The sequence below is a fragment of the Streptomyces cyaneofuscatus genome (assembly GCF_000718135.1).
GTDB classification, from domain to species: Bacteria; Actinomycetota; Actinomycetes; order Streptomycetales; family Streptomycetaceae; genus Streptomyces; species Streptomyces cyaneofuscatus.
The window spans coordinates 19013-45951 of the sequence record NZ_JOEM01000016.1; the positions used below are offsets into that span (position 1 = coordinate 19013).

The following is a 26939-nucleotide window of genomic DNA, read 5'->3' on the forward strand; positions in this document are numbered from 1 at the left end:
CATGCGCGGCTACCTGCTGAGGCGGCTGCCCTCCGCCCTCCTCGTCCTGCTCGGGGCCTCGTTCCTGATCTTCACCATCCTCCGGCTCGTCCCCGGCGATCCGGCGTCCTCGCTGGCCGGGCCCGACGCGGACGCGGCGACCGTCGCCGCGATCCGCGAACGGCTCGGCCTGGACGCGCCGTTGCTTACCCAGTACGCGCACTGGATCGGCTCCCTGGTCACCGGCGACCTCGGACCCTCGTACGCGATCGGCGGCCAGGTCTCCGACCTGATCGCCGACGGGCTCGGCGCCACCGCCGAACTCACCGTGGCGGCCCTGCTGTTCGTCATCGTGCTCGGCGGCGCCTTCGGCATCCTCGGCGCCACCTCGCGCAGCGGGTGGGTCCGCAGCGCGATCCGGGTGACGACGACCGCCGCCCTCGCCGTACCGCCGTTCGTCAGCGGTGTCCTGCTGGTGCTGCTGTTCGCCGTCGTGCTCGGCGCCCTGCCGCCGGGCGGACGGGTGTCGTTCCTCGGCGCCCCCGACCTGGCCGCGCAGTACCTGCTGCTGCCCGCGCTCTGCCTCGCCCTCCCGAGCGCCGCGGTCCTCGGCCGCTACCTCAAGGACGGCATCGAACGCGCGCTGGCCGAGGACTACATCCGTACCGCCACCGCCGCCGGGGTCGCCCCGCGCCGGCTGCTGTGGCGCCACGCCCTGCCCAACGCCCTCCCGCCCGTCGTCACGCTGCTCGGGATGCAGACCGGGCACCTGCTCGGCGGGGCCGTGCTCGTCGAGGCGATCTTCGCCTGGCCGGGCCTCGGCCAGCTCGCCGAGCAGGGGCTCAGCCGCCGCGACTACCCGGTCGTCCAGGACCTGCTGCTTCTCCTGGTCGCCGTGTTCGTCGTCGTCCAGCTGCTCACCGACCTCGTGTACGCCTGGCTCGACCCCCGGATCAGGTGGGAGTGACCGCCATGACCTCGACCCCCGACCTCGCCCCGGCGTCCCCGGCGACGCTGCGGAAACCCGTACGTGCCCCGCAGAAGGGCACCCTCCGCAAGACCTCCCGCCACCCCTACCGCGCCGCCCTCTCCACCGCCCGCGCCCGCACCGGCCTCGTCCTCGTCGGCGCGGTCGTCCTCGCCGGCCTGCTGGCCCCGCTGCTCGCCGGGCACGGGCCCACCGACCAGAGCGGCCTCAGCCTCGCGGGCGTCGGCACCCCCGGGCACCCGCTCGGCACCGACGACCTCGGCCGGGACCTGCTCAGCCGGGTGCTTTACGGCATCCGCGCCGACCTCGGGATCATCGCGATCGCGGTGCCCGTCGGCGCGGTCCTCGGCTGCCTGTTCGCCCTGGCGGCGGCCGCGCACCCGGTCCTCGACACCCTCGTCCAGCGGATCTTCGACCTCATCCTGGCCTTCCCGGGCCTGATCCTGGCGCTCGCCGTGACCGCGATCCTCGGCCCCGGCCGGCTCCCCGTCGTCCTGGTCATCGCGCTCGCGGAGATCCCGGCGTTCGGGCGGTTGCTGCGGGGCGGGATCCTCGTCCAGCGGGAGCGGGAGTACGTCACCGCCGCCCGGGTCGGGGGCAGTTCGGGCCCCCGCGTCCTGGTCCGGCACATCCTGCCCAACGCCGCCGACCCGCTCATCGTGCAGGTCGCCGTCTCGCTGACCGTCGCCGTCTTCATCGAGGGCGCGATGAGCTTCCTCGGCGTGGGCGTCCGGCCGCCCGAGCCCACGCTCGGCTCGGTCCTGAGCCAGTCCATGCCCTACCTCGCCCAGGCCCCGCACTTCGCGGCCGGGCCGCTGATCACCGTGACCGCGCTCGTCCTCGGGCTCTCGCTCATCGCCGAGGCGCTCAACCGGGAGGTACGCCGATGACCCATCAGCCGACGTCCGCCCAGGACCTACTCCAAGTCCGCGACCTGGGAGTCGAGTTCACCGCCCCCGACGGCTCCACCCTGCGCGCCGTGCGCGGGGTCTCCTTCACCCTGCGCCGGGGCGAGACGCTGGCCGTCGTCGGTGAGTCCGGCTCCGGCAAGTCCACCACCGCCCTCGCGCTGACCCGGATGCTGCCCGGCACCGGGCGCCTCTCCACCGGGTCGGTCCTGCTGGACGGACAGGATCTGGCCGCCGCGAGCGCCGAGGAGCTGCGCGCGGTGCGCGGTGCCCGGATCGGCATGATCTTCCAGGACCCGATGACGGCCCTGAACCCGGTGCTGACCGTGGGCCGCCACCTGGACGAGGTGCTGCGGGCCCACGGGTCCCGGGAGAAGCACGGTCGCCGGCAGGCCAAGGCCGCACGCCGGACCCGGGCCGTCGAACTCCTCGACCGGGTCGGCATCCCCGAGCCCCACCGCCGGATCGACGACCACCCGCACCAGTTCTCCGGCGGCCAGCGCCAGCGCATCCTCATCGCGATGGCGCTGGCCGGTGAGCCCGACATCCTGCTCGCCGACGAACCGACGACCGCGCTCGACGCCACCGTCCAGGAACAGATCCTCACCCTACTCGCCGACCTCAACCGGGAGACGGGCACGGCACTCGTCCTCATCACCCACAACATGGGCGTCGTCGCCCGCTCCTGCGCACGCGTCCTCGTCATGTACGGCGGCACCGTCGTCGAGGACGGCCCCACCGCCGAGGTCCTCACCCGCCCCCGCCACCCGTACACCGCAGGCCTCCTGGCCGCCGTCCCCCGCCTCTCCGCCCCCTCCGGCACCCGCCTCACCGGCATCCCCGGCTCCCCGCCCGACCTCACCCTCCTCGGGGACGGCTGCGCCTTCGCCGAGCGCTGCACGCTGGTGGAGGACCGCTGCCGTACGGGGGTGCCCCCGCTGGTCGAGCTGACCGACGGCGTACGGGCCGCCTGCCTGCCCGCCGCCGCGCGCACCGAACCCCTTCCCGCGCCCGCCCCGCCCGCCCGGATCGACCGCCCCGCCACCGGGGCCGTGGTCCTGGAGGCGGACGGCCTGCGCAAGACGTACAAGCGGCGCGGGGTCCGCGGGCGCGGGTTCACCGCGCTCGACGGGGTGTCGCTGACGCTGGCCGAGGGGGAGACCCTGGGCATCGTGGGGGAGTCCGGCTCGGGCAAGTCCACCCTGGCCCGGGTCCTGGCCCACGCCCACCCTTCGGACGGCGGCACGGTCAGGCTGCGCGGCCAGGACGTCACCCGGCCCGCACGCCGTGAGCTGCACGCGGTGCGCCGGCAGATCCAGATGGTGTTCCAGGACCCCTACGCCTCGCTCAACCCCCGGATGACGGTCGGCCAGATCGTCGCGGAACCGCTGATCTCCTTCGGCCTGGGCGACCGGGACGAGAGGGATGCCCGGGTCGCGGAGCTGCTCACGCTCGCCGGGCTCGACCCGGCCGTGGCCGACCGGCACCCGCGCTCCTTCTCCGGCGGGCAGCGCCAGCGCATCGGCATCGCCCGGGCGCTCGCCCCCGAGCCGTCCGTCCTGATCTGCGACGAACCCGTCTCCGCGCTCGACGTCTCCGTCCAGGCCCAGATCGTCGGCCTCCTCACCGACCTCCAGCGCGACCTGGGCCTGGCCCTGGTCTTCATCGCCCATGACCTCGCGGTCGTCCGGCAGGTCAGCCACCGCATCGCGGTCATGCACCAGGGCCGGATCGTGGAGAGCGGCAGCGCCGACGACATCTGCGAGAACCCCCAGGACCCGTACACCCGGGCCCTGTTGGCGGCGGCGCCCGAGCCCGTACCCGTAAAGCCGGCACTCCGGAAGACCGAGGTGCTCGCATGAGCGCGTGCTGCACCCCGGGACGCCCCTGCACGGGAGCGCCCACGGCGGTCCTGCCGCTGCCGGCCGTACGCCGACCGGCGACCACCACCGTCGACGCGTCCAGGATGGCCGAACTCCCCGGCGGAACCTTCACGATGGGCGACGCCTTCGGCGAGGGCTACCTCGCCGACCGGGAGGGGCCGGCCCGTGAGGTCACCGTGGCGCCCTTCGCCATCGACACCACCGCCGTCACCAACGCCGCGTGGGCGGCCTTCGCGGACGCCACCGGCTACCGCACCGACGCCGAGCGCTACGGCAGCAGCTACGTCTTTCACCTCCTCCTCCATCCCGAGGCCGCCGGGCGCCACGTCCTCGGCCGGGTGCCCGGCGCCCCCTGGTGGCTCGGCGTCACCGGGGCGTCCTGGGCCGCGCCGGAAGGGCCGGGCTCCGACGTGGCGGACCGCGCGGACCACCCGGTCGTCCACATCTCGTACGACGACGCCCTCGCCTACTGCGACTGGACCGGCACCCGGCTGCCCACCGAGGCCGAGTGGGAGTACGCGGCACGCGGCGGCCTGGACGGCGCCCGCTATCCGTGGGGCGACGACTTCACCCCCGGCGGCCGGGAGATGTGCAACACCTGGCTCGGCCGCTTCCCGCACCGCTCGGACCGGCCCGGCGGCCGCACGGGCACCGTGCCCGTGACGGCGTACGAACCCAACGGCTACGGGCTCCACAACACCTCCGGCAACGTCTGGGAGTGGTGCGTCGACGCCTTCGGGCCCGGTGAGCGGGTCATCCGGGGCGGCTCCTACCTCTGCCACACCTCGTACTGCAACCGCTACCGGGTCGCCGCCCGCTCCCACAACACCCCCGACTCCTCGACCGGCCACGGCGGCTTCCGCCGCGCCCGAGACCTGGCACCGCACAGCACGACAGAAGACACGAGAGAAGAAGGGGCCACCGCGTGAAGGCCGTCATGGTGATGTTCGACAGCCTCAACCGGCACCTGCTGCCCCCGTACGGCGCCGACTGGACCCACGCCCCCAACTTCCGCCGCCTCGCGGAGCGCACGGTCACCTACGACACCTGCTACGCCGGGTCCATGCCCTGCATGCCGGCCCGTCGCGAACTCCACACCGGGCGCCACAACTTCCTGCACCGGGGCTGGGGGCCGCTGGAGCCGTTCGACGACTCGATGCCCGAGATCCTGAAGCGGCACGGCGTCTACACCCACCTCGTCAGCGACCACCAGCACTACTGGGAGGACGGCGGGGCGACCTACCACGGGCGCTACAACTCCTGGGAGTTCTTCCGGGGGCAGGAGGGCGACGCCTGGAAGGGGCAGGTCGCCGACCCGGAGATCCCCGACAGCCCCCGTGCCACCCGCAACGACCTCTGGCGCCAGGACTGGGTCAACCGGCAGTACCTCGACACCGAGGCGAAGCAGCCGCAGACCCTCACCTTCGACGCCGGCCTGGAGTTCCTGCGGACGAACCACACAGAGGACAACTGGTTCGTCCAGATCGAGACGTTCGACCCGCACGAACCCTTCTTCACCCAGGACCACTACAAGGAGCTCTACCCGCACGACTACGAAGGCCCGCACTTCGACTGGCCCGACTACAACCGGGTCACCGAGACCGAGGAGCAGGAGCAGCACGCCCGTTACGAGTACGCGGCGCTGCTCTCCATGTGCGACCACTCGCTGGGCCGGGTGCTCGACGCGATGGACGAGCACGGGCTGTGGGACGACACGCTGCTGATCGTCTGCACCGACCACGGCTATCTGCTGGGGGAGAAGGGGTGGTGGGCGAAGGTCGTCACACCCTGGTACAACGAGCTGGTCCATACCCCGCTCTTCGTCCACGACCCGCGCCGCCCCGACCGCGCGGGGACCCGGGACGCGGCCCTCGTCCAGACCATCGACCTGGCCCCGACGCTCCTGGACTTCTTCGGCGCCGAACTCCCACCCGACATGCAGGGCCGCCCACTCAGCGAGACCGCTGACGCACAACACCCCAGGGAGTCGGCCCTGTTCGGGATGTTCGGCGGCCACGTCAACATCACCGACGGCCGGTACGTCTACATGCGCGCGTGCCACGACGACACCAACCAGCCGCTGTACGAGCACACGCTGATGCCCACCCGCATCCGGGGCCGCTTCACCCCCGAGGAGCTGACCCGGCTGACCCTGGCCGACCCGTTCCCCTTCACCAAGGGCGTGCCCACCCTCCGTATCCCCGCCCACCCCTCACCGCTCCTCGGCCCCCAGCGCTTCGGCACGCTCCTCTTCGACCTGGAGACGGACCCGCTCCAGGAGAAGCCGATCAGCGACCCGGCCGTCGAACTGCGCCTGGCCCGGCAGCTGGTGGTACGGCTCCGCGCCAACGACGCCCCCGCCGATCAGTACGCCCGCCTCGGCCTCCCGTACGCCCCCGAGGACGTCACCGAGGCCCACCTGCTGGTCGACGCCCAGCGCGAGCGGGCCGAGGCAGGCCACCAATCGGCTCCCCGCTCCGACGAGTTCACCGAGGGCGCGCTCCACCTCCGTACCCCACTGGCCGACCTCCTGGCCGAACCGGCAGCGGCCGACACGGTCCGCCGCATCGTCCCCGGCCTCCTCGACACCGAGCTGCTCACCGTCCGGGGCGGCTCCACCCTGCTCCAGATCGCCGCCCTCACCGGCCACCCCGCCCGGCCCCAACTCGCCGCGATCGCCGACGAACTGGCCCGCCTCTTCCCCGTATCAGACGTACCAGACGTACCAGACGTACCAGACGTACCAGACGTACCAGATGTACCGGACCACCACACCACCCACGACGGAGAGCCCAGCCGATGACCGCCGACCCCGCTACCGCCACCGACCCCACCCGCCGCGACCCCTACGCCGGCTTCCCCGGCCGCATCGGCCGCACCTTCGCCGACTCCGAGCCGTCCTGGCCGCCGCGCACGGCACCCGGCGAGAAGGCCCCCAACATCGTGGTCGTCCTCGTCGACGACATGGGCTACAGCGACATCGGCCCGTTCGGCTCCGAGATCGCCACGCCCACGCTCGACACCCTGGCCGACGAGGGCGTCCGGCTCTCCAACTACCACACGATGCCGCTCTGCTCCCCGGCCCGCGCCGCCCTGCTCACCGGCCTCAACCCGCACCGCGTCGGCTACTCCATGGTCGCCAACTCCGACCCCGGCTTTCCCGGTTACGGCATGGAGATCGCCGACGACATCCCCACCCTCGCCGAGCTGCTCCACGACACCGGCTACGCCACCTACGCGGTCGGCAAGTGGCACCTGGTCCGCGACTCCGCCTCCAACGCGGCCGACGACCGGGACAACTGGCCGCTCAACAAGGGCTTCGACCAGTACTACGGCGTCCTCGAGGGACTCACCAGCCTCTTCCACCCCCACCAACTGGTCCGCGACAACAGCCCGCTGGACATCGACGAGTTGGCGGACGACTACTACTACACCGACGACATCACCGACCAGGCGATCTCCATGGTGAAGTCGCTCCGCGCCCACGACCCCGACAAGCCGTTCTTCCTCTATCTCGCCCACAACGCCGTTCATGGCCCGCTCCAGGCCAAGGCCGAGGACATCGCCCGCCACCAGGGCCACTACGACGAGGGCTGGGACGTCCTGCGCGAGCGCCGCTTCGCCGCCCAGCTCGCCGCCGGACTCCTCCCGCCCGGCACCGAACTCCCCGACCGCAACAGCGAGGCCGGGCTCGACGTCCCCGCCTGGGACAGCCTTGACCAGGAGCAACAGAAGCTCTACGCCCGGTACATGGAGGTGTACGCGGCACTCGTCGACAACATCGACCAGAACCTGGCCCGGCTCACCGACACCCTCGAAGCGCTCGGCGAACTCGACAACACCATCATCGTCTTCACCTCCGACAACGGCGGCACCGGCGAAGGCGGCGCCGAGGGCACCCGCTCCTACTTCAGCCGCTTCGTCCACCACCCCGCCCTGCCCGGCGACTGGACCCCCGACGTCGACCGCGACCCCGCCCTCATCGGCGGCCCGCGCAGCCTGGTCCACTACCCGCGCGGCTGGGGCATGGCCTCCAACACCCCCTTCCGGCTGTACAAGGGCCACACCTACGCCGGCGGGGTCCGTGTCCCGTTCGTCCTGTCCTGGCCCCGGGGCGCCCGCGAGGGCCTGCTCACCCCGGGCGTCCGGACCCAGTACCAGTACGTCACCGACATCGCCCCCACCCTGCTCCGGCTGGCCGGCCTGGAACGCCCGGCCCAGCGGCGCGGGGTCACCCTCCAGGAGCCGGACGGCATCAGCTTCACCCCCGTACTCGCCGACCCCGACCACGCCTCCACCCACCCCGAGCAGTACTGCGAGATGACCGGCAACCGCAGCTACTACCGGGGTGGCCACAAGCTGGTCACGCTCCACCGCCCCGGCACCCCCTACGACGACTCCGAGTGGGCGCTGTACGACATCCGCACCGACCCCACCGAGATCCACGACCTCGCCGCCGAACGCCCCGACCTGGTCAAGGAGTTGTCCGAGGCCTGGGAGGCGGCCGCCTGGCGCAACGGGGTCTTCCCGCTCCCCGACGGCAGCGGCGCCCTCGCTCGCCGCAACCCCGCCGAACAACGCCTGACCCGCCCCCTGACCCTGCTGCCCGGCACCCCCGAGCTGGAGCGCTACCGCTCCTCCCGGCTGGTCTCGCTGCGCTCCTTCGAGATCACCGTCGTCATCGACGAAACGGGGGAGGGGGTGCTCGTCTCCCACGGCGACCAGGGCGGCGGCTACAGCCTGTACGTCGAGGACGGGCGGCTGCACCTCGCGTACAACGAGTACGGCGTCCTGCACGAGACCGACGCGGGCCCGCTCACCCCGGGCGAACATGTCATCGCTCTCACTGCTGAGGCGGAGAAGGGCCTGCGCTGGTCGTTCACGGTCAGCGTCGACGGTGAGGTGAGGGCAGCACCCCCCAGCGTCCACCAGCTCATCGGCATGGCCCCGTTCCAGGGCATCAGCATCGGCATCGACCGCAAGTCCCCGGTCTCCTGGCCCCTGTTCGAACGCCACCGCTCGTTCCGCTACCAGGGGACGCTGCGTTCGGTCACCTACACCCCCGGGGAGCCGGGACCCGACTCACCGGAGGCGGTGGCCGCCGCGCTCAAGCAGGCGGCAGCGGCCTTCGAGTGAGCCGGCTCGCATGAGCCGGCCCGGGTGGCGGATTCCCGTGTTGTGCCAGGAGGGTGGTGATCCCCGCGCGGACGAACTGCCGGGCCTGTTCAGCGCGTCGGGCCCGAAAGCCGTCAGAAGCGGACGGGTTCTTCAGGAGGTCCGTCCCGTATCTGCGTCGGCAGATGTCATCCACGACGGCCGTCGGCGCTCCCATGGAGCGCAGCTCCTCGAGAGCTTCTCCTTTGGTGATCAACTGGCCATCGCGCAGGGTCACTGATGCTCTCGCGAAGGTCAGCATCCCCAGATCCACCCAGATGTCCTGGAGCCATAGTTCGGCTTTGGCGTTGCCTGTCACAGGCAGCCAGTAGTCCGCCAGCTCGGCACGGATGAACTCTGCGAGCTCTTGGTCGCTCACCCCGGGCAGCAGGCCGACCGGTGGCGGTCCGTGGAGGACGACTGCCCCCAGGGCCAGTTCGCGCCGGCTCACCGGGGTGACGGGACGCTCGAACCACTCACCCTGAGCCCAGGTCGGGTGTTTCTGTGCCCTATCGGACCGGTCTCCCTGGGGCACATAGGTGCAGTGCAGGCTCCGGGCAAGGGGGACGTCGGCGATCAGACGTTCATGCACAACGCGCAGTTCTGCTTGCTGCGCGTCATCGAGCTCCGTACCGACCAGCGCCACCAGATCGAGATCACTGCGCCCTGGCTGGTAGTCCCCCAGAGCCAGCGATCCGTGCGCCCAGAGAGCGACCAGTGGCACTCGGGCTCCTGCACGGACGTGAAGCGTGCGAGCAGAGGCTTCACAGCAGCGGGAAGGTCACGCATGGAGGTCGTCCTCGTGCGGAAGTCGGCAATGGCGGCGGACGATGCGAGCAGGTGTTCCTGGAGGCGGCCTGATCGACCGCCGACCGCCGTGGCCATGCCCCGGTCGTCTGCATTGACGACGACCGGGACGGTGCGGAACACAGAACGGTGCGGAACACAAAGAGGGGAACAGTCTGTCCCGCAGGGCCTCAGCCCACGTACGCCCCGCTCGCCGTCAGCCGCAGGGCCGTGTCGATCAGCGGGACGTGGCTGAACGCCTGCGGGAAGTTCCCCACCTGCCGCTGGAGGTTGGAGTCCCACTCCTCGGCCAGCAGGCCCAGGTCGTTGCGGAGCGCCAGCAGCTTCTCGAACAGCTGGCGCGCCTCGTCGACCCGGCCGATCATCGCGAGGTCGTCGGCCATCCAGAACGAGCAGGCCAGGAACGCGCCCTCGTCGCCGGCCAGACCGTCGACGCCCGCCTCGTCGCCCTCGGTGGGGTAGCGCAGGATGAAGCCGTCCTCCGTGGACAGCTCCCGCTGGATCGCCTCGATCGTGCCGATGACCCGCTTGTCGTCCGGCGGCAGGAAGCCCATCTGCGGGATGAGCAGCAGGGAGGCGTCCAGCTCCTTCGACCCGTAGGATTGGGTGAAGGTGTTGCGCTCCTTGTCGTAGCCGCGCTCGCAGACGTCCCGGTGGATGTCGTCGCGGAGCTCGTACCACCGCTCCAGCGGGCCCTCGACGTCCCCGGACTCGACCAGCTTGATCGTCCGGTCGACCGCGACCCACGCCATCACCTTGGAGTGCACGAAGTGGCGGCGCGGACCGCGCACCTCCCAGATGCCCTCGTCGGGCTCCTCCCAGTGCTTCTCCAGGTACTCGATCAGCTTGAGCTGGAGGCCCATCGCGTAGTCGTTGCGGGTCAGCCCCGTCATGTGCGCCAGGTGCAGCGCCTCGGTGACCTCGCCGTACACGTCGAGCTGGAGCTGGTTGGCGGCGCCGTTGCCGACGCGGACCGGGCCGGAGTTCTCGTAGCCGGGCAGCCAGTCCAGCTCCGCCTCGCCGAGCTCGCGCTCGCCGGCGATGCCGTACATGATCTGGAGGTTCTCCGGGTCGCCCGCCACCGCCCGCAGCAGCCACTCACGCCAGGCGCGGGCCTCTTCGCGGTAGCCGGTGCGCAGCAGCGAGGAGAGGGTGATCGCGGCGTCCCGCAGCCAGGTGTAGCGGTAGTCCCAGTTCCGTACGCCCCCGATCTCCTCGGGGAGTGACGTGGTCGGGGCCGCGACGATGCCGCCGGTCGGGGCGTACGTAAGGGCCTTCAGGGTGATCAGGGAGCGGACGACCGCCTCCCGATAGGGCCCGTGGTACGTACACTGATCGACCCATTCGCGCCAGAACAGCTCGGTCGCCTCCAGGGACCCCTCCGGGTCGGGGAGTGCGGGCGGCTCCCGGTGCGAGGGCTGCCAGCTGATCGTGAAGGCCACCCGGTCGCCGGGGCCGACGGTGAAGTCGGAGTAGGTGGTCAGGTTCTTGCCGTAGGTGTCCGCCTCGGTGTCCAGCCAGACGGAGTCCGGCCCGGCGACGGCGACCGTACGGCCGTCCACCTTGTGCACCCAGGGCGTCACCCGGCCGTAGCTGAACCGCATCCGCAGCTCCGAGCGCATCGGCACCCGGCCGCTGACGCCCTCCACGATCCGGATGAGCTGAGGTGCCCCGTCACGCGGGGGCATGAAATCGGTCACCCGTACGGTGCCGCGCGGTGTGTCCCACTCCGATTCCAGGATGAGGGAGTCACCGCGGTAGCGGCGCCGGTCCGCGGAGAGCGGCTCGGCCCCTTCCGGCCTCGCGGGACCCAGACGCCAGAAGCCGTGCTCCTCGGTGCCCAGCAGTCCCGCGAAGACGGCGTGCGAATCGAAGCGGGGCAGGCACAGCCAGTCGGCCGTGCCGTCCCGGCAGACCAGGGCAGCGGTCTGCATGTCTCCGATGAGTGCGTAATCCTCGATGCGCCCGGCCACGTGCGTCTCCAGTCGAACGGCCATGTCGCCCCGTCCGGGGCGCTTACTGGGGTCTAGGGGGGTCGTGGGGTCAAAGGGTCTTTCACCCTGGAGGAACCGACGAGTTCCTGTACCGGTAGCGGGCCAAACGGTGCCGCCGCCCGGCCGTCTCGGCAGCGAGTGTCCGAGCAGGATACGACGCGGTACGAAGATCCGCGCGACGGTCCCCGCAACATCTCTGAGCTGATCGGGTGGGACGTGAAACGACTGGGGTGATGGTGTGACGCCCCTGTGCAGGGTGTGGCCGGAAGCAGCCTCCCCTCGTCGCTGTTACCCTGGTAGCCCGTGGACCGGTGGTCGTATCCGACAGCGGACGAGGCCCCCGAACCGCAGCGACGGCACCCCGGAATCCCCGGATCGGCGGCCGGTACGCACCTCACAACCGCGACCACGGGAGCCCCCTTTGGCTATGCAGCCCACATCCACGACGACCAAGCACATCTTCGTCACCGGGGGTGTCGCCTCCTCCCTCGGCAAGGGTCTGACTGCCTCCAGCCTGGGTGCCCTGCTCAAGGCGCGTGGCCTGCGGGTCACGATGCAGAAGCTCGACCCCTACCTCAACGTCGACCCCGGCACGATGAACCCGTTCCAGCACGGTGAGGTGTTCGTCACCAACGACGGCGCCGAGACCGACCTGGACATCGGGCACTACGAGCGCTTCCTCGACGTGGATCTCGACGGCTCCGCCAACGTGACGACCGGCCAGGTGTACTCGCAGGTCATCGCCAAGGAGCGGCGCGGCGAGTACCTGGGCGACACCGTCCAGGTCATCCCGCACATCACCAACGAGATCAAGCACCGCATCCGCCGCATGGCCACCGACGACGTCGACGTCGTCATCACCGAGGTCGGCGGCACGGTCGGCGACATCGAGTCGCTGCCCTTCCTGGAGACCGTCCGCCAGGTCCGCCACGAGGTCGGCCGCGACAACGTCTTCGTCGTGCACATCTCGCTGCTGCCCTACATCGGCCCTTCCGGCGAGCTGAAGACCAAGCCGACCCAGCACTCGGTCGCCGCCCTGCGCAACATCGGTATCCAGCCGGACGCCATCGTGCTCCGCGCCGACCGTGAGGTCCCGACCTCCATCAAGCGCAAGATCTCGCTGATGTGCGACGTCGACGAGGCCGCGGTCGTCGCCGCGATCGACGCCAAGTCGATCTACGACATCCCCAAGGTGCTGCACACCGAGGGCCTGGACGCCTATGTCGTCCGCAAGCTCGACCTCCCCTTCCGGGACGTCGACTGGACCACCTGGGACGACCTCCTGGACCGCGTCCACAACCCCGACCACGAGGTCACCGTCGCCCTGGTCGGCAAGTACATCGACCTGCCCGACGCCTACCTCTCGGTCACCGAGGCCATCCGCGCCGGCGGCTTCGCCAACAAGGCCCGCGTCAAGGTCAAGTGGGTCACCTCCGACGACTGCCGCACCGCCGCCGGTGCCGCCGAGCACCTCGGCGACGTCGACGGCATCCTCATCCCCGGCGGCTTCGGCGAGCGCGGTGTCGACGGCAAGGTCGGCGCCATCCGCTACGCCCGCGAGAACAAGGTCCCGCTGCTGGGCCTCTGCCTCGGCCTCCAGTGCATCGTGATCGAGGCGGCCCGCTCGCTGGCCGAGATCCCCGACGCCAACTCCACCGAGTTCGACGCCGCCACCTCCCACCCGGTCATCTCGACCATGGAGGAGCAGCTCGCCTACGTCGAGGGCGCGGGCGACCTCGGCGGCACCATGCGGCTCGGCCTCTACCCGGCCAAGCTCGCCGAGGGCTCCCTGGTGCGCGAGGCGTACGCGGGCGAGCCGTACGTCGAGGAGCGCCACCGCCACCGCTACGAGGTCAACAACGCCTACCGCGGTGAACTGGAGAAGAAGGCCGGACTGGTCTTCTCCGGCACCTCCCCGGACAACAAGCTCGTCGAGTACGTCGAGTACCCGCGCGAGGTCCACCCCTACCTGGTCGCCACCCAGGCCCACCCCGAGCTGCGCTCCCGCCCGACCCGCCCGCACCCGCTCTTCGCCGGTCTGGTGAAGGCGGCCGTCGCGCGCAAGACCGGCGCGGCCGAGTAGTCCCGAGGCATTACGGTTGACCGGGGTACGGATCCTTGCCGGATACGTGCCCCGGTTTCTCGTTTTGTACGTGGTACGTGGGAGGACGCAGTGGGTATCCAGGACACGCCCGAGGAGTGGCAGGTCACCGCGACCGTCACCCCCTTCACCGGCAACAAGACCAGCGTCCGCACCGACCAGGTGGTCATGCCCGACGGCTCCGTCCACGGCCGTGACTACCAGGTGCACCCCGGCTCCGTCGCGATCCTCGCGGTCGACGAGGACGGCCAGGTGCTCGTCGTACGCCAGTACCGCCACCCGGTCCGCCAGCGGCTCTGGGAGATCCCCGCCGGACTGCTGGACGTCCCCGGCGAGAACCCCCTGCACGCCGCCCAGCGCGAGCTGTACGAGGAGGCGCACGTCAAGGCCGAGGACTGGCGGGTGCTGACCGACGTCTACACGACGCCCGGCGGTTGCGACGAGGCCGTACGGATCTTCCTCGCCCGGGGCCTCTCCGATGTGGAGGGCGAGCGGTTCGCGGTCTCCGAGGAGGAGGCCGACATGGAGCAGGCCCGCATCCCGCTGCCCGAGCTGGTGCGTTCGGTGCTCGCGGGGGACCTGCACAACAACTGCCTGGTCGTCGGGGCGCTCGCGCTCACCGCCGTCCTCGCGGGCGACGGCGTCGACTCGCTGCGGCCCGCCGAGGCGCCCTGGCCGGCCCGTCCGTTCGAGGCCTGACGGTCCGTCCGCCGCCTTTCTCCACACCCCCGGTCGGGCGATCGCCTGAAGCGACGATCGTAAGAAATGCTGATCCGATCGGGGGAAGTTCCCCCGGGCTCCGCCCCGCTCCGCAGTGATCCACACCACCGCTGAACTACGCTCGAAAGGTCCCGACCGGAGTTCCGGCGGGCACGGCGTGCAGCGAAGTGGAGCGTGGCCCGTGACCGATCAGGCGGTGGACACCAGCGGCCCGGCGGAGGCTGCGGGGACCGAGGAGCCGTCCGGCGCCGCCCCGCCCCGATTCTTCGGCCGGGAACGCGAGTTGAAGGCCCTGCGGGCGGACATCGAACGCGCCGGCCTGGACACCCTGGCCGGCCGCAAGACCCCCCGCGCCAGGGTCCTGCTCATCGCGGGCCGCCCCGGCTCCGGCCGCAGCGCGCTGGCCGCCGAACTCGCGGGCTCCCTCACCGGTACGGGCACGGCCCCGGCCGACGCGTCCGGACCCGGAACCGGAACGGGCGCCCTGCCCTGGGCCGTTCCCGGTACGGGCTCCGGCGACTACCCCGACGGGGTCCTCCGGGTCGGCCTCACCGAACCCGGCGGCGAGCGGGTCCCCACCGAACGCACCGCCGCCGAGATCCTGGACCTGCTCGGGCTCCCCGTCCCGCCCGGCGCGGATCAGGACGAGCTCTCCGAGATGGTCCGCGAGGCCCTCGCCGTACGCCGTCTCGTCCTGCTCCTCGACGACGCGGCCGACGCCGAGCAGGTCGACCCGCTGCTCCCGGAGAACCCGGACTGCCTGGTCGTCGCCGTCGCCACCGGACCGCTGACCGGCATCCCCGACGTCCGGCCCTGCACCCTCGGCGGCCTGGAGGCGGGCGCCGCCGTCCAGCTGCTCGCCCGCGCCATCGGCCAGGTCCGCATCACCGTCGACCCGCGCACCGCCGAGAGCCTGGCCGAGGAGTGCGGGGGGCAGCCCGCCGCGCTCGCCCTGATCGGCGGCTGGCTCGCCGCCCACCCCATGGCCTCCGTCGCCGACGTCACCAAGCAGCTCCACGAACTGCCCGACACCGGCGACCAGCAGCCCACCGGCGCCCGCCCGCTGGCCCGCGCCTTCCGGCTCGTCCACGACTCCCTGCCGCAGGCCGCCGCCCGGATACTGCGCCTCCTCGCCCTCGCCCCCGCCGGACTCGCCGACGCCCACACGGCCTCCGCGCTGGCCGGCTGCTCGGTCTCGGCCGCCGAGAAGACCCTGGACGACTTCGTGAAGCTCGGGCTGCTGCGGACGGACGGCGCCGTCCACCCGCAGTACGGGGTGCCCGGCTGCCTCGCCCCGATGCTGCGGGCCCTCCTGGAAGACCGGGACCGCCCGGCCGAGATCCAGCTGGCCCGCGCCCGGATGCTGGAGCGGACCGTGCGCCGGCTCCAGGCCTGCCGCGCGGTCACCGAACCGGAGAGGACCACCGCCCACCGCAAGCTCGCCGGGCTGCCCCGCTCCCTGCGCTTCCCCAGCGCCGAGGAGGCGGGCGTCTGGCTCCTGCTGCGCCAGCCCGCCCTGCTCGCCTCCGCCCGGCTCGCGGTGGCCGACGGCGAGCTCGACACCCTGGCCCGCCGCCTCGTCGCCGCCCTGGTGCGGGCGCTGGCCGTGCACCGGGGCACCGAGGCCGCCGCCCCCGAGCTGTACGGGCTGCACGGGCTGGTCCTGGACGTGGCCGAACGCCGGAACCTGCCCCGCGAACAGGCGGCGGCCCTGCTGAACCTCGCCGACCTGGACGCCCGCACCGGCCGCACCCGGGACGCCCTGACCCGCTACCGGGCCGCGCTGGACGCCGGACGGGCCGCCGGCGACCTGTATGCGACGGGCCGCGCGATGGAATCCGTAGGCAGTACGTACGCCGAGCTCGGCGACTACCACCGGGCCTCCGACTGGTACGGCCGGGCGCTCGCCCAGCGCCTCACCCAGGGGGAGCGGGCGGACGAGGCACGCCTCTACGGACGGCTCGGCGCCGTCCACAGCTACGCCGGGCGGTACGGCGAGGCCCTGCGGAACTGGCGGGCCGCCGCCGCCGGCCACCGCAGGCTCGGCGACCTGGCGGCCCAGGCGCGGGCGCTCAGCGAGGCGGCGCGGGTCCAGGAGTACGCGGGGCGGCCGCACGACTCGCTGCACACCTGCCGGGAGGCGGCCGAGCTGGCCCGTCGCGCCGATGACGTGCGGCTTCAGGCGGCGCTCCAGCTCCGGCTGGCCGACACCCTGGACCGGCTCGGCGACCCGGCGGCGGCCCGGCTGCACAGGGCCGCCGCCGACAGATTGCTGGGCGAGGAGGGTTCTGCCTACGAAATCCGCAGTGCTTCGACAGAAAGTTAATGCTTTGTAAGGCTAGACAGCGTGAAGTCCTTCATTAGACTGGCTCTGCCGCGCTCGTTCGTGGCGTCTCCATTTAAGCTGTATATATCCGGGTCTGTCCTGTCGTGCCCGGATTACCCTCCGAGCCAAGGACCGTGATCGACGTGAAGGTCGGCATCCCCCGCGAAGTCAAGAACAACGAGTTCCGGGTGGCGATCACCCCCGCCGGAGTGCATGAGCTCGTCCGCCACGGCCACCAGGTCGTCATCGAGAAGGACGCCGGCGTCGGCTCGTCCATCCCGGACCAGGAGTACGTCGCCGCCGGCGCGCAGATCATGGGCACCGCCGACGAGGTCTGGGCCACCGCCGACCTGCTGCTCAAGGTCAAGGAGCCGGTCGCCGAGGAGTACCACCGCCTCCGCAAGGACCAGACCCTCTTCACGTACCTGCACCTCGCCGCCTCCCGCGAGTGCACCGACGCGCTGCTGGCCTCCGGCACCACCGCCATCGCCTACGAGACGGTCGAGACCGCCAACCGCGCGCTCCCGTTGCTCGCCCCGATGTCCGAGGTCGCGGGCCGTCTCGCCCCGCAGGTCGGCGCGTACCACCTGATGCGCTCGGTCGGCGGCCGCGGCGTGCTCCCCGGCGGCGTCCCCGGCACCCACGCCGGCCGTGCCGTGGTCATCGGCGGCGGTGTCTCCGGCTGGAACGCCACGCAGATCGCCGTGGGCCTCGGCTTCCACGTCACGCTGCTCGACCGCGACATCAACAAGCTGCGCGAGGCCGACAAGATCTTCGGCACCAAGGTGCAGACCGTCGTCTCCAACGCCTTCGAGCTGGAGAAGGCCGTCGTCGAGGCCGACCTCGTCATCGGCGCGGTGCTGATCCCCGGAGCCAAGGCCCCGAAGCTGGTCACCAACGAGCTCGTCGCCAAGATGAAGCCCGGAAGTGTACTTGTCGACATTGCAATCGACCAGGGCGGCTGCTTCGAGGACTCGCACCCGACCACCCACGCCGAGCCGACCTTCCAGGTCCACGACTCGGTCTTCTACTGCGTCGCCAACATGCCCGGCGCGGTCCCGAACACCTCCACCTACGCGCTCACCAACGCCACGCTGCCGTACATCGTGGAGCTGGCGAACCGCGGCTGGGCCGACGCCCTGCGCCGCGACGCCGCCCTGGCCAAGGGCCTCAACACCCATGAGGGCCAGGTCGTTTACCGCGAGGTGGCCGAGGCGCACGGTCTCCCGCACGTCGAGCTGAGCACGCTGCTCGGCTGACGGGTCAACGCCTCCCGTCAACATCGCACCTCCGGCCGGACCTTGCCGAGCAAGGTCCGGCCGGAGGTGTATCGGGCCCCGTGAGGCCCTTGTGCAACTCGCCTCGAACGTAACCCTTTACCCGTTTCGTGCAGCGGCGAAATGTGCGGCTTGGTCGCTGTGCACCCTTGACAGCGAGGTGTTCGATTGCCGACACATCGGGCCGGGTCCGGCGGATTGTGTTGCTGCGGACCGGTGACACGCCATAGAGTCGCCAATCGTCGGCATGGTGCCACGCTGACCTATCGATAAGTTTCCTGGTCACGTCCAAGGAGGTAAGACGACTTGTGAATGAGTCGACAATTACTCCCGGGGGTGGTCAACCAGGGATGCCTGCACGGGGTCTGAGCCCGATCGGGCTCGAAGCTGTCGGCTCCGTCGCTGTCCGCACCTTCACCACCCAACAGCACATGACGACAGCCCCCCAGATGATGGACGGCCTACACGTGAACGCCACGGCCGGCAACGAGAGTGGCCGGAACACCGACCGCTTCGCCGACTTCGCCGAGGTGCCCGAGGGGCACTTCTACGACCCCGACGCCGAGTACGAGCCCGATCCGGAGTACGCGGCCACGCTCGCGCCCGACGCCGCACGCCAGCGCCGCGAGCGCATCGGCCCGACCGGACGGCCCCTGCCGTACTTCCCGATCCCGGGCCCCCTGACCGACCACGGCCCCGCGAAGATCATCGCGATGTGCAACCAGAAGGGCGGCGTCGGCAAGACCACGTCGACCATCAACCTGGGTGCCGCGCTCGCCGAGTACGGACGCCGTGTCCTGCTCGTCGACTTCGACCCGCAGGGCGCCCTCTCGGTCGGCCTCGGGGTCAACCCGATGGAGCTCGACCTCACCGTCTACAACCTGCTCATGGAGCGGGGCATGGCGGCCGACGAGGTCCTGCTCAAGACCGCCGTCCCCAACATGGACCTGCTGCCGAGCAACATCGACCTCTCGGCCGCCGAGGTGCAGCTCGTCAGCGAGGTGGCCCGCGAGTCCACGCTCCAGCGCGCCCTGAAGCCGCTGATGGCCGACTACGACTACATCGTGATCGACTGTCAGCCCTCGCTCGGCCTGCTCACGGTGAACGCCCTGACGGCCGCTCACAAGGTCATAGTGCCGCTGGAGTGCGAGTTCTTCGCGCTGCGCGGGGTGGCGCTGCTCACCGAGACCATCGAGAAGGTCCAGGAGCGGCTCAACCCCGAGCTGGAGCTCGACGGCATCCTCGCCACCATGTACGACTCCCGTACGGTGCACAGCCGCGAGGTCCTGGCGCGCGTCGTCGAGGCCTTCGACGAGCACGTCTACCACACGGTCATCGGGCGCACGGTCCGCTTCCCGGAGACCACGGTCGCCGGTGAGCCCATCACCACGTACGCCTCCAACTCGGTCGGTGCCGCCGCCTATCGCCAGCTCGCCAGGGAGGTGCTCGCCCGGTGTCACGCCGAGTGAGTCTGCCGGGGGCCGACGAACTGTTCCGTACGACCGGGGGAGGGATGGGCCTCCAGTCCTCCTCCCCGGCGGACCGGCGACGCAAGGCGAACGGTGAGCCCCGGGTGCCCGCACCGGCCGGGGAGAGCGACCCCTCGGGCCGGTCCTCCGAGGCCGGTGAGGAGCACGCCTCCGCCGACGACGCGGGCGACGCGCGCGGCCGGGGCGCAGAGGGTGACCGCCAGGCGCCCGCTGCCCCGGCCCCGCCGTCCGGCGACCGGACCGCCGCCGCCTCCGCCCCGGCGGAGCAGTCCCCGGCCGTCCAGCAGCAGCGCAGGCGCGGCGGTGGACGCGGAGCCAACCGGCGCCCCAGCGGCCGCGAACGCCACGACGAGAAGATCACGGTCTACGTCTCCGCCGAGGAGCTGATGGACCTGGAACACGCCCGGCTCGTCCTGCGCGGCGAACACGGCCTCGCCGTCGATCGCGGCCGGATCGTCCGCGAGGCGGTGGCGGTGGTCCTCGCCGACCTGGAGTCCCGGGGCGACGCGAGCATCCTCGTACGGCGGCTGCGCGGCCGCTGACCGGCGCCGCGCCGGTAGCCTGCCGGATGGGACCCGCCGCCCGGCGGGGCCCGTCCGCGCCCCCGCCCCACCTCTGGACCACCATGCCCCCGCCCCACGACCCCGCCGCCCCGCGCCGCCGTGCCCTGGGGCGGGGGCCGGGGGCGGTGGCGCCTGAGCCGGCGCCCGTTCCGGAGCCGGTTGCGGAGTCCGTTCCGGCGGCCGTGGAGGCGCCTGCGGAGCCCGTACGGGAGCCGGAGGCCGTTCCCGTACCGGAAGTGCCGGAAACGGCGCCGGAGCCCGTACAGACCGGGGCTGAGCCCACCGAGCCGCCGGAAGCCGCCGACGACAAGCGCTTCACCGTCCGGCTGGTGAACTTCGAGGGCCCCTTCGACCTCCTCCTCCAGCTGATCTCCCGGCACAAGCTCGACGTGACCGAGGTCGCGCTCTCGAAGGTCACCGACGAGTTCATGGCGTACATCCGCGCCATGGGCCCCGACTGGGACCTCGACCAGACCACCGAGTTCCTCGTCGTCGCCGCCACCCTGCTGGACCTGAAGGCCGCCCGGCTGCTGCCCGCCGCCGAGGTGGAGGACGAGGCGGACCTGGCGCTCCTGGAGGCGCGGGACCTGCTCTTCGCGCGGCTGCTCCAGTACCGCGCGTACAAGCAGATCGCGGACATCTTCAGCGGCCGCCTGGAGTCCGAGGCCCGCCGCCACCCCCGTACGGTCGGCCTGGAGGACCACCACGCGGAGCTGCTGCCCGAGGTCGTCATCAGCATCGGGCCGGAAGGGTTCGCCAAGCTGGCGGTCAAGGCGATGCAGCCGAAGCCCAAGCCCCAGGTGTACGTCGACCACATCCACGCCCCGCTGGTCAGCGTGCGGGAGCAGGCGGGCATCGTGGTAGAGCGGCTGCGCGAGGCCGGGGCGGCGGTGAGTTTCCGCACCCTCACCGAGGACGCCCCCGACACCCTCACCGTGGTCGCCCGCTTCCTGGCCCTGCTGGAGCTGTACCGGGAGAAGGCCGTCACCCTGGACCAGGACGAGGCGCTGGGCGAGCTGCTGGTGGCCTGGTGCGGCGGGGAAGGGACGGAGCCGGTGGTGACGGACGAGTTCGACCAGGAGATGAACGGGACGGCCGAGCAGGAGGAGGACGTACGGGAATGAGCGAGCAGCCGATCCAGGGGGACGACACGGGCGCCGTCGCCTCGCTGGACCTGAAGCCCGCCCTGGAGGCGGTCCTCATGGTCGTCGACGAGCCCGCCACCGTCGACCAGCTGGCCAAGGTGCTCCAGCGGCCCCGCAGGGCCGTGGCGGACGCGCTGCGGGAGCTGGCCGACGAGTACACCGTGCAGCGCCGGGGCTTCGACCTGCGGCTGGTGGCGGGCGGCTGGCGGTTCTACACCCGCCCCGAGTACGCGGCGGCCGTCGAGGGCTTCGTCCTGGACGGCCAGCACGCCCGGCTGACCCAGGCCGCGCTGGAGACCCTGGCGGTGGTCGCCTACCGGCAGCCGGTGAGCCGGTCGCGGGTCTCGGCGGTGCGCGGAGTCAACTGCGACGGCGTCATGCGGACCCTCCTCCAGAGGGGCCTGGTGGCCGAGGCGGGCGCGGAACCCGAAACAGGTGCGATCCTGTACAGGACGACGAACTACTTTCTGGAGCGAATGGGCCTGCGCGGCCTGGACGAGCTCCCGGAACTCGCGCCCTTCCTCCCCGAGGCGGACGCGATCGAGGCTGAGACGCTAGAGGGTGTGCCGTCGTTCGATCCGGACGCACCGGACACCCCGGATACTCACGCAGACGACAAGACGGAATTTTGATGCGAAGCAGTGGCAGGAACAGCGGAAGCGGCAGCGGCGGCAGCGGCCGGAGCGGCGGCGGCCAGGGCGGCCGTCCCGGCGGCCAGGGCGGCGGCGGACGCGGCGGCAGCGGCCAGGGCGGACGGCCCGGAGCCTCGGGCGGCCGTCCGGGTGGCCAGGGCGGACGGCCCTCCGGCGGTCAGGGAGGTCGTCCCTCCGGCGGTCAGGGCGGACGCGGCGGCAGCCAGGGCGGTCGTCCCTCCGGCGGCCAGGGCGGGCGCCCCCAGGGCGGGCGCGGCGGCTACCAGGGCGGGCGCGACGAGCAGGACCAGCGCCCCCGCCGTCCCCGCCCCGAGGAGCGCCGCTACGACGTCGGCAACGACGCCCCCGGCGCCCGCGAGGCCCGCGAGCAGGACGGCCCCCGCAAGGGCCGCGGCTCGGCGGCCCGCGGCGGCGCCAAGGGCGGCCCGAAGCCCGCACAGGGCGGCAGCCGCAGCGGTGGCTTCCGGCGCGGCGGCAGCCCCTCGCGCCCCCGTGAGCTGGACGCCAAGATCGAGCAGCGCAACCGCGACCGGTACGCGAACAAGCCCGAGATCAACCTCCCCAAGACCCACCCGGGCGCCGAGGAGGAGGGCGAGCGGCTGCAGAAGGTCCTCGCCCGGGCCGGCATGGGCTCGCGCCGCGCGTGCGAGGAGCTGATCGAGCAGGCCCGCGTCGAGGTCAACGGCGAGATCGTCGTCGAGCAGGGCAAGCGCGTCGATGTGCACAAGGACGAGATCAAGGTCGACGGCCTGACCGTCGCCGCCCAGTCCTACCTGTTCTTCGCGCTGAACAAGCCCGCGGGCGTCGTCTCCTCGATGGAGGACCCGGACGGCCGCCAGTGCCTCGGCGACTACGTGACCAACCGCGAGACGCGGCTGTTCCACGTCGGCCGCCTCGACACCGAGACCGAGGGCATCATCATGCTCACCAACCACGGTGAGCTGGCCCACCGCCTCACGCACCCGAAGTACGGCGTGAAGAAGACCTACCTGGCCGCCATCCAGGGCCCCCTGCCGCGCGACCTCGGCAAGCGGCTCAAGGACGGCATCCAGCTGGAGGACGGCTACGCCCGCGCCGACCACTTCCGCGTCGTCGAGAACACCGGCAAGAACTACCTGGTCGAGGTGACCCTCCACGAGGGCCGCAAGCACATCGTGCGCCGGATGCTGGCCGAGGCCGGCTTCCCGGTCGAGCGCCTGGTGCGGACGTCCTTCGGGCCGATCCCGCTGGGTGACCAGAAGTCCGGCTGGCTGCGCCGCCTCACCAACACCGAGGTCGGCATGCTGATGCGCGAGGTCGGTCTCTAACAGCGCTCCCACAAGGCCCGCGGCAGGTATCCGTTCGGAAAGTTCGAACAGAACCGGCCGCGGGCCTTTTGCTGCCCCCGTCCACCCTTTATAGTCAGAGTGACTATTAAAAAAGGAGGCGGGCCCGTGAGCCTCGCGGACATACTCGAACCCCTGCAACAGCCCCTGGTGACGGTCCTGGACACCCCGGTCAGCTGGACCGAGGTGCTGGGATTCGGCAGCGGCGCGCTGTGCGTGTGGCTCGTGGCCCGCCAGCACATCGCCAACTGGCCGATCGGCATCGCCAACAACGTCTTCTTCATCCTGCTCTTCGCCCAGGCCGGCCTGTACGCCGACGCCGGCCTCCAGATCGTCTTCATCACCCTCGCCGCGTACGGCTGGTGGACCTGGACCCACGGGGGTGGACCAGGGACCTCGGTCCTGCCGGTGCGCAGGACGACGCGCACCGAATGGGCCTGGCTGCTCGCGGCGGGGGTGGTGGGGACCGCAGGGCTCACCCTGCTGCTCACCCGCGCCACCGACTCCACCGTCCCGTTCTGGGACGCGTCGACGACCTCGCTGTCCCTGATGGCGACGTACGGGCAGTGCCGGAAGCGGCTGGAGTCCTGGTGGCTGTGGATCGCGGCGGACCTGGTCTACATCCCGCTGTACGCGCACAAGGGGCTGTACCTGACCTCGCTGCTGTACGCCGGCTTCCTCGCCCTCTGCCTCGTCGGCCTGCGCAACTGGCACCGCGACCTGACCGCCCGTAACTCCCGTCCGCTGGAGGTGGCCACGGCATGAAGGCTTACGAACACGGCCTGGTCCTGGGCAAGTTCTACCCGCCGCACGCCGGCCACCACCACCTCGTCCGCACTGCCCAGGACCACTGCGAGCGGCTGACCGTGCTGGTCTGCGCCGCCTCCGTGGAGTCCGTGTCGCTCGCCGACCGGGTCGCCTGGATGCGGGAGGTCCACCCGGACGTCACGGTGGTCGGCGCGGTCGACGACACGCACATGGACGTGACCGACCCGGCGGTCTGGGACGCGCACATGGCCGTCTTCACCGCCGCCGTGCCCGAGCGGGTCGACGCGGTCTTCACCTCGGAGGCGTACGGGGAGGAGCTCGGCCGCCGCTTCGGTGCCGCGTCCGTCCTCGTCGACGCCGACCGCACCCTCTTCCCGGTCTCCGGCACCGCCGTGCGCAAGGACCCCGTCGGCTGCTGGGACTTCCTCCGGGGACCCGTCCGGGCCGCCCTCGCCCGCCGGGTCGTCGTTCTCGGCGCCGAGTCCACCGGCACCACCACCCTCGCGCGGGCCCTCACCGGCCACTACCGGGCCCGTGGCGGGGTCTGGGCGGGGACGGGGTACGTCGCGGAATACGGGCGCGAGTACAGCGAGCACAAGCTCGCCGCGCTGCGCGCGCGGTGGCCCGAGGCCGCCTGGGAGGACGTCACCTTCACCACCGACGACTTCCCCGTCATCGCCGAGGCCCAGAACGAGCGCGAGGAGGCCGCCGCCCGCACCGGCTCCCCGGTCCTCTTCTGCGACACGGACTCCTTCGCCACCACCGTCTGGCACGAGCGGTACGTCGGCGGCCGCAACCCGCTCGTCGAGGAGATCGCGGACCGGACGGCCCACCACCTGTGGCTGCTCACCGACCACGAGGGCGTCGCCTTCGAGGACGACGGGCTGCGGGACGGCGAGGAGCTGCGTCCCTGGATGACCGACCGCTTCCGCGCCGAACTCACGCGCACCGGACGCCGGTTCATCGAGATCACCGGCCCGCCCGAGGCCCGCCTCGCCGCGGCCGTCGCCGCCGTGGACGAACTTCTCGCCACCGGCTGGGACTTCGCCGCCCCGCTCCCGGAGAAGCGATGAGCACCGGCGTGCCCGAGGGGTACGACCCGCACGCCTTCCCGCCGTTCGCGGTCACCGTCGACCTCGCGGTCTTCACCGTCCGGGACGAGGCGCTCCACGTGCTGCTGGTCGAACGCGGCCAGGATCCCTTCCAGGGCCGCTGGGCACTGCCGGGCGGCTTCGTCCTGCCCCGCGAGTCCGCCGACGAGGCGGCCCGCCGCGAGCTGGCCGAGGAGACCGGCCTCGGCCCGGACGCCGTGGGCACCCTCCACCTGGAGCAGCTGCGCACCTACACCGACCCGGACCGCGACCCGAGGATGCGGGTCGTCTCCGTCGCGTACGCCGCACTCCTGCCGGACCTGCCCGAACCGCGCGGCGGCGGCGACGCGGCGAGCGCGCGGTGGTGGGCGACGGGCTCCACCGGCCCGCTCGCCTTCGACCACGACCGGATCCTGGCCGACGCCCGCGACCGGATCGGCGCCAAGCTGGAGTACACCTGCCTGGCAACGGAGTTCTGCCCCGCCGAGTTCACCCTCGGCGAGCTACAACAGGTCTACGAGACGGTGTGGGGCGTCGAGCTGGACCGCCCCAACTTCCGGCGCAAGGTCCTGAACGTGCCGGGCTTCGTCCAGCCGGTCGACGGCCCGCCGCGCCGCACCGGCGGCCGGGGCAAACCGGCCGCGCTGTACCGGGCGGGCGGAACCACGACCCTGCACCCGCCCCTGCTGCGCCCGCAGCCCACCTACGTACCCCTCTCGCGCCCGGAAGGACGAACGCCATGACCACAGCCACCCGAAGAATCACCAAGCAGGCGGCCACCGGCGCGCTGACCGGGCTCGCGCTCGGTGACGCGCTGGGCTTCCCCACCGAGTTCAACGACGTCCCCGCCATCCTCGCCAAGTTCGGCCCCTGGCAGCAGATGGCCCTGCCGACCCCCGCGATCGTCACCGACGACACCCAGATGACGATCGCGCTGGGCCGTGGCATCCGCACCGCCATGGACAGCGGACTGCTCACCCCGGAGCGGATGGTGGACCCGGTACGCAGGGAGTTCATCGCCTGGTACCACTCGCCGGAGAACAATCGCGCCCCCGGCAACACCTGCCTCACCGCCTGCCGCCTGCTGGAGACCGGCCCGGTCTGGCAGGAGGCGAGCCAGACCCGCTCCAAGGGCTGCGGCGCCAACATGCGGGTCGCCCCCATCGGCCTCGTCCCCGGCCTCAGCGACGAACAGCGCGCCGGCGCCGCCCAGCTCCAGGCCGCCCTGACCCACGGCCACCCCACCGCCCTGGCCGCCTCCGACCTGACCGCCCGTGCGGTCTTCCTGCTCGCCCAGGGCGCCGAACCGCTCGGCCTGATCGGCCGGCTGCGCAGCTACGCGTACGAGAACACCGGCCGCTACCACACCCGTTGGCTCGGCGACCTGTGGCGCTACGCCGGGGACACCTCACCCGAGGCGTTCATCAGCCGCGGCTGGGACGAGTGCCAGGTGGCCCTGGCCGCCCTCCAGGAGGCGTTGCGCACCCCGTCCCCGGAGACCGACCCGTGCGAGCGCACCGGCGACGGCTGGATCGCCGAGGAGGCCCTCGCCACGGCCCTGCACTGCTTCCTGCTCTTCCCCGAGGACCCGCTCACCGCCCTGCGCCGGGCCGCCTGCACCCGGGGCGACTCCGACTCGATCGCCTGCCTGGCGGGCGCCTTCGCCGGCGCCCACCTGGGCGCGGGGGCCTGGCCCCAGGAGTGGTCGGAACGCATCGAGTACCGCAGCGACCTGCTCTCCCTGGCGGCGCTCTGGGACGCTTGAGC

21 protein-coding genes are annotated in these 26939 nt (G+C 72.0%); 19 read left to right on the forward strand and 2 right to left on the reverse strand.

Going from position 1 to position 26939, the window contains the following annotated elements; all coding sequences use genetic code 11:
* The first annotated feature begins 1 nt into the window (after position 1).
* Genes IF17_RS0124615 through IF17_RS0124640 form a run of 6 tightly spaced genes read left to right on the forward strand, consistent with a single transcriptional unit; the run spans position 2 to position 8894 of the window.
* Positions 2-946, forward strand: coding sequence for an ABC transporter permease (locus IF17_RS0124615; protein WP_030569770.1), 945 nt, complete (start codon positions 2-4; stop codon positions 944-946).
* A complete protein-coding gene (locus tag IF17_RS0124620) occupies positions 943-1857 on the forward strand; it encodes an ABC transporter permease (protein WP_421673803.1) in 915 nt (304 codons plus the stop codon). Before IF17_RS0124615 ends, IF17_RS0124620 begins: the two co-directional genes overlap by 4 nt.
* Positions 1854-3737: an ABC transporter ATP-binding protein gene (locus IF17_RS0124625; protein WP_030569774.1), complete on the forward strand. Its 1884-nt coding sequence runs from the start codon at positions 1854-1856 to the stop codon at positions 3735-3737. Before IF17_RS0124620 ends, IF17_RS0124625 begins: the two co-directional genes overlap by 4 nt.
* A complete protein-coding gene (locus IF17_RS0124630) occupies positions 3734-4687 on the forward strand; it encodes a formylglycine-generating enzyme family protein (RefSeq protein ID WP_030569777.1) in 954 nt (317 codons plus the stop codon). The genes IF17_RS0124625 and IF17_RS0124630 overlap by 4 nt, the downstream gene beginning before the upstream one ends.
* Positions 4684-6561: a sulfatase gene (locus IF17_RS0124635; protein WP_030569780.1), complete on the forward strand. Its 1878-nt coding sequence runs from the start codon at positions 4684-4686 to the stop codon at positions 6559-6561. Before IF17_RS0124630 ends, IF17_RS0124635 begins: the two co-directional genes overlap by 4 nt.
* Positions 6558-8894: an arylsulfatase gene (locus tag IF17_RS0124640; RefSeq protein WP_030569782.1), complete on the forward strand. Its 2337-nt coding sequence runs from the start codon at positions 6558-6560 to the stop codon at positions 8892-8894. Before IF17_RS0124635 ends, IF17_RS0124640 begins: the two co-directional genes overlap by 4 nt.
* Here IF17_RS0124640 and IF17_RS0124645 read toward each other — a convergent pair.
* Together IF17_RS0124645 and IF17_RS0124650 are read right to left on the reverse strand one after the other, a co-directional pair.
* Positions 8866-9636 carry a hypothetical protein gene (locus IF17_RS0124645; protein ID WP_051884116.1) on the reverse strand — a complete coding sequence of 257 codons (771 nt, stop codon included), beginning with the start codon at positions 9634-9636 and terminating at the stop codon, positions 8866-8868. The two genes, IF17_RS0124640 and IF17_RS0124645, sit on opposite strands and share 29 nt — an antisense overlap.
* A 253-nt stretch (positions 9637-9889) precedes the next feature.
* On the reverse strand, positions 9890-11692 hold the full coding sequence (locus IF17_RS0124650) for a glycoside hydrolase family 15 protein (protein ID WP_030569791.1): 1803 nt from the start codon (positions 11690-11692) through the stop codon (positions 9890-9892).
* Positions 11693-12140: 448 nt separating this feature from the next.
* Between IF17_RS0124650 and IF17_RS0124655 the strand changes: the two genes are divergently transcribed.
* From IF17_RS0124655 to IF17_RS0124715, 13 genes are all read left to right on the forward strand, one after another.
* The gene (locus tag IF17_RS0124655; protein ID WP_030569795.1) at positions 12141-13796 is read left to right on the forward strand and encodes a CTP synthase; all 1656 of its coding nucleotides are present in this window, start codon (positions 12141-12143) and stop codon (positions 13794-13796) included.
* Between the two features lie 90 nt (positions 13797-13886).
* Complete coding sequence (locus tag IF17_RS0124660; protein ID WP_030569798.1) at positions 13887-14513, forward strand: NUDIX domain-containing protein; 627 nt, start codon at positions 13887-13889, stop codon at positions 14511-14513.
* Positions 14514-14715: 202 nt separating this feature from the next.
* Positions 14716-16860, forward strand: a complete 2145-nt coding sequence (locus IF17_RS0124665) for a tetratricopeptide repeat protein (RefSeq protein ID WP_030569801.1) — start codon at positions 14716-14718, stop codon at positions 16858-16860.
* Between the two features lie 143 nt (positions 16861-17003).
* Positions 17004-18119 carry an alanine dehydrogenase gene (gene ald / locus IF17_RS0124670; RefSeq protein WP_030569804.1) on the forward strand — a complete coding sequence of 372 codons (1116 nt, stop codon included), beginning with the start codon at positions 17004-17006 and terminating at the stop codon, positions 18117-18119.
* Positions 18120-18487: 368 nt separating this feature from the next.
* Entirely contained in the window at positions 18488-19606 is a 1119-nt protein-coding gene (locus IF17_RS0124675; RefSeq protein ID WP_018515503.1) for a ParA family protein, read from the forward strand.
* A complete protein-coding gene (locus IF17_RS0124680; protein ID WP_030569807.1) occupies positions 19603-20169 on the forward strand; it encodes a hypothetical protein in 567 nt (188 codons plus the stop codon). Before IF17_RS0124675 ends, IF17_RS0124680 begins: the two co-directional genes overlap by 4 nt.
* Positions 20170-20252: 83 nt before the next feature.
* Positions 20253-21314: a segregation and condensation protein A gene (locus IF17_RS0124685; protein ID WP_030569810.1), complete on the forward strand. Its 1062-nt coding sequence runs from the start codon at positions 20253-20255 to the stop codon at positions 21312-21314.
* A complete protein-coding gene (gene scpB, locus IF17_RS0124690) occupies positions 21311-21967 on the forward strand; it encodes an SMC-Scp complex subunit ScpB (RefSeq protein WP_030569814.1) in 657 nt (218 codons plus the stop codon). The genes IF17_RS0124685 and scpB overlap by 4 nt, the downstream gene beginning before the upstream one ends.
* On the forward strand, positions 21967-23295 hold the full coding sequence (locus IF17_RS0124695) for a pseudouridine synthase (RefSeq protein WP_030569818.1): 1329 nt from the start codon (positions 21967-21969) through the stop codon (positions 23293-23295). Before scpB ends, IF17_RS0124695 begins: the two co-directional genes overlap by 1 nt.
* Before the next feature lie 126 nt (positions 23296-23421).
* Positions 23422-24078: a nicotinamide riboside transporter PnuC gene (gene pnuC / locus IF17_RS0124700; protein ID WP_030569820.1), complete on the forward strand. Its 657-nt coding sequence runs from the start codon at positions 23422-23424 to the stop codon at positions 24076-24078.
* Positions 24075-25154, forward strand: coding sequence for an AAA family ATPase (locus IF17_RS0124705; RefSeq protein WP_030569824.1), 1080 nt, complete (start codon positions 24075-24077; stop codon positions 25152-25154). Before pnuC ends, IF17_RS0124705 begins: the two co-directional genes overlap by 4 nt.
* Complete coding sequence (locus IF17_RS0124710; protein WP_030569827.1) at positions 25151-25915, forward strand: NUDIX hydrolase; 765 nt, start codon at positions 25151-25153, stop codon at positions 25913-25915. The genes IF17_RS0124705 and IF17_RS0124710 overlap by 4 nt, the downstream gene beginning before the upstream one ends.
* Positions 25912-26937: an ADP-ribosylglycohydrolase family protein gene (locus IF17_RS0124715; RefSeq protein ID WP_030569830.1), complete on the forward strand. Its 1026-nt coding sequence runs from the start codon at positions 25912-25914 to the stop codon at positions 26935-26937. Before IF17_RS0124710 ends, IF17_RS0124715 begins: the two co-directional genes overlap by 4 nt.
* Positions 26938-26939: the final 2 nt, after the last annotated feature.

Excerpts from the sequence above, each read along its gene's own strand:
- IF17_RS0124630 (WP_030569777.1), top strand. The coding sequence starts at position 3,734 with ATGAGCGCGTGCTGCACCCCGGGACGCCCCTGCACGGGAGCGCCCACG.
- IF17_RS0124675 (WP_018515503.1), top strand. The coding sequence starts at position 18,488 with ATGCCTGCACGGGGTCTGAGCCCGATCGGGCTCGAAGCTGTCGGCTCC.
- IF17_RS0124715 (WP_030569830.1), top strand. The coding sequence starts at position 25,912 with ATGACCACAGCCACCCGAAGAATCACCAAGCAGGCGGCCACCGGCGCG.
- IF17_RS0124705 (WP_030569824.1), top strand. The coding sequence starts at position 24,075 with ATGAAGGCTTACGAACACGGCCTGGTCCTGGGCAAGTTCTACCCGCCG.
- IF17_RS0124615 (WP_030569770.1), top strand. The coding sequence starts at position 2 with ATGCGCGGCTACCTGCTGAGGCGGCTGCCCTCCGCCCTCCTCGTCCTG.
- IF17_RS0124695 (WP_030569818.1), top strand. The coding sequence starts at position 21,967 with ATGCGAAGCAGTGGCAGGAACAGCGGAAGCGGCAGCGGCGGCAGCGGC.
- IF17_RS0124625 (WP_030569774.1), top strand. The coding sequence starts at position 1,854 with ATGACCCATCAGCCGACGTCCGCCCAGGACCTACTCCAAGTCCGCGAC.
- IF17_RS0124640 (WP_030569782.1), top strand. The coding sequence starts at position 6,558 with ATGACCGCCGACCCCGCTACCGCCACCGACCCCACCCGCCGCGACCCC.
- IF17_RS0124685 (WP_030569810.1), top strand. The coding sequence starts at position 20,253 with ATGCCCCCGCCCCACGACCCCGCCGCCCCGCGCCGCCGTGCCCTGGGG.
- scpB (WP_030569814.1), top strand. The coding sequence starts at position 21,311 with ATGAGCGAGCAGCCGATCCAGGGGGACGACACGGGCGCCGTCGCCTCG.
- IF17_RS0124655 (WP_030569795.1), top strand. The coding sequence starts at position 12,141 with ATGCAGCCCACATCCACGACGACCAAGCACATCTTCGTCACCGGGGGT.
- IF17_RS0124710 (WP_030569827.1), top strand. The coding sequence starts at position 25,151 with ATGAGCACCGGCGTGCCCGAGGGGTACGACCCGCACGCCTTCCCGCCG.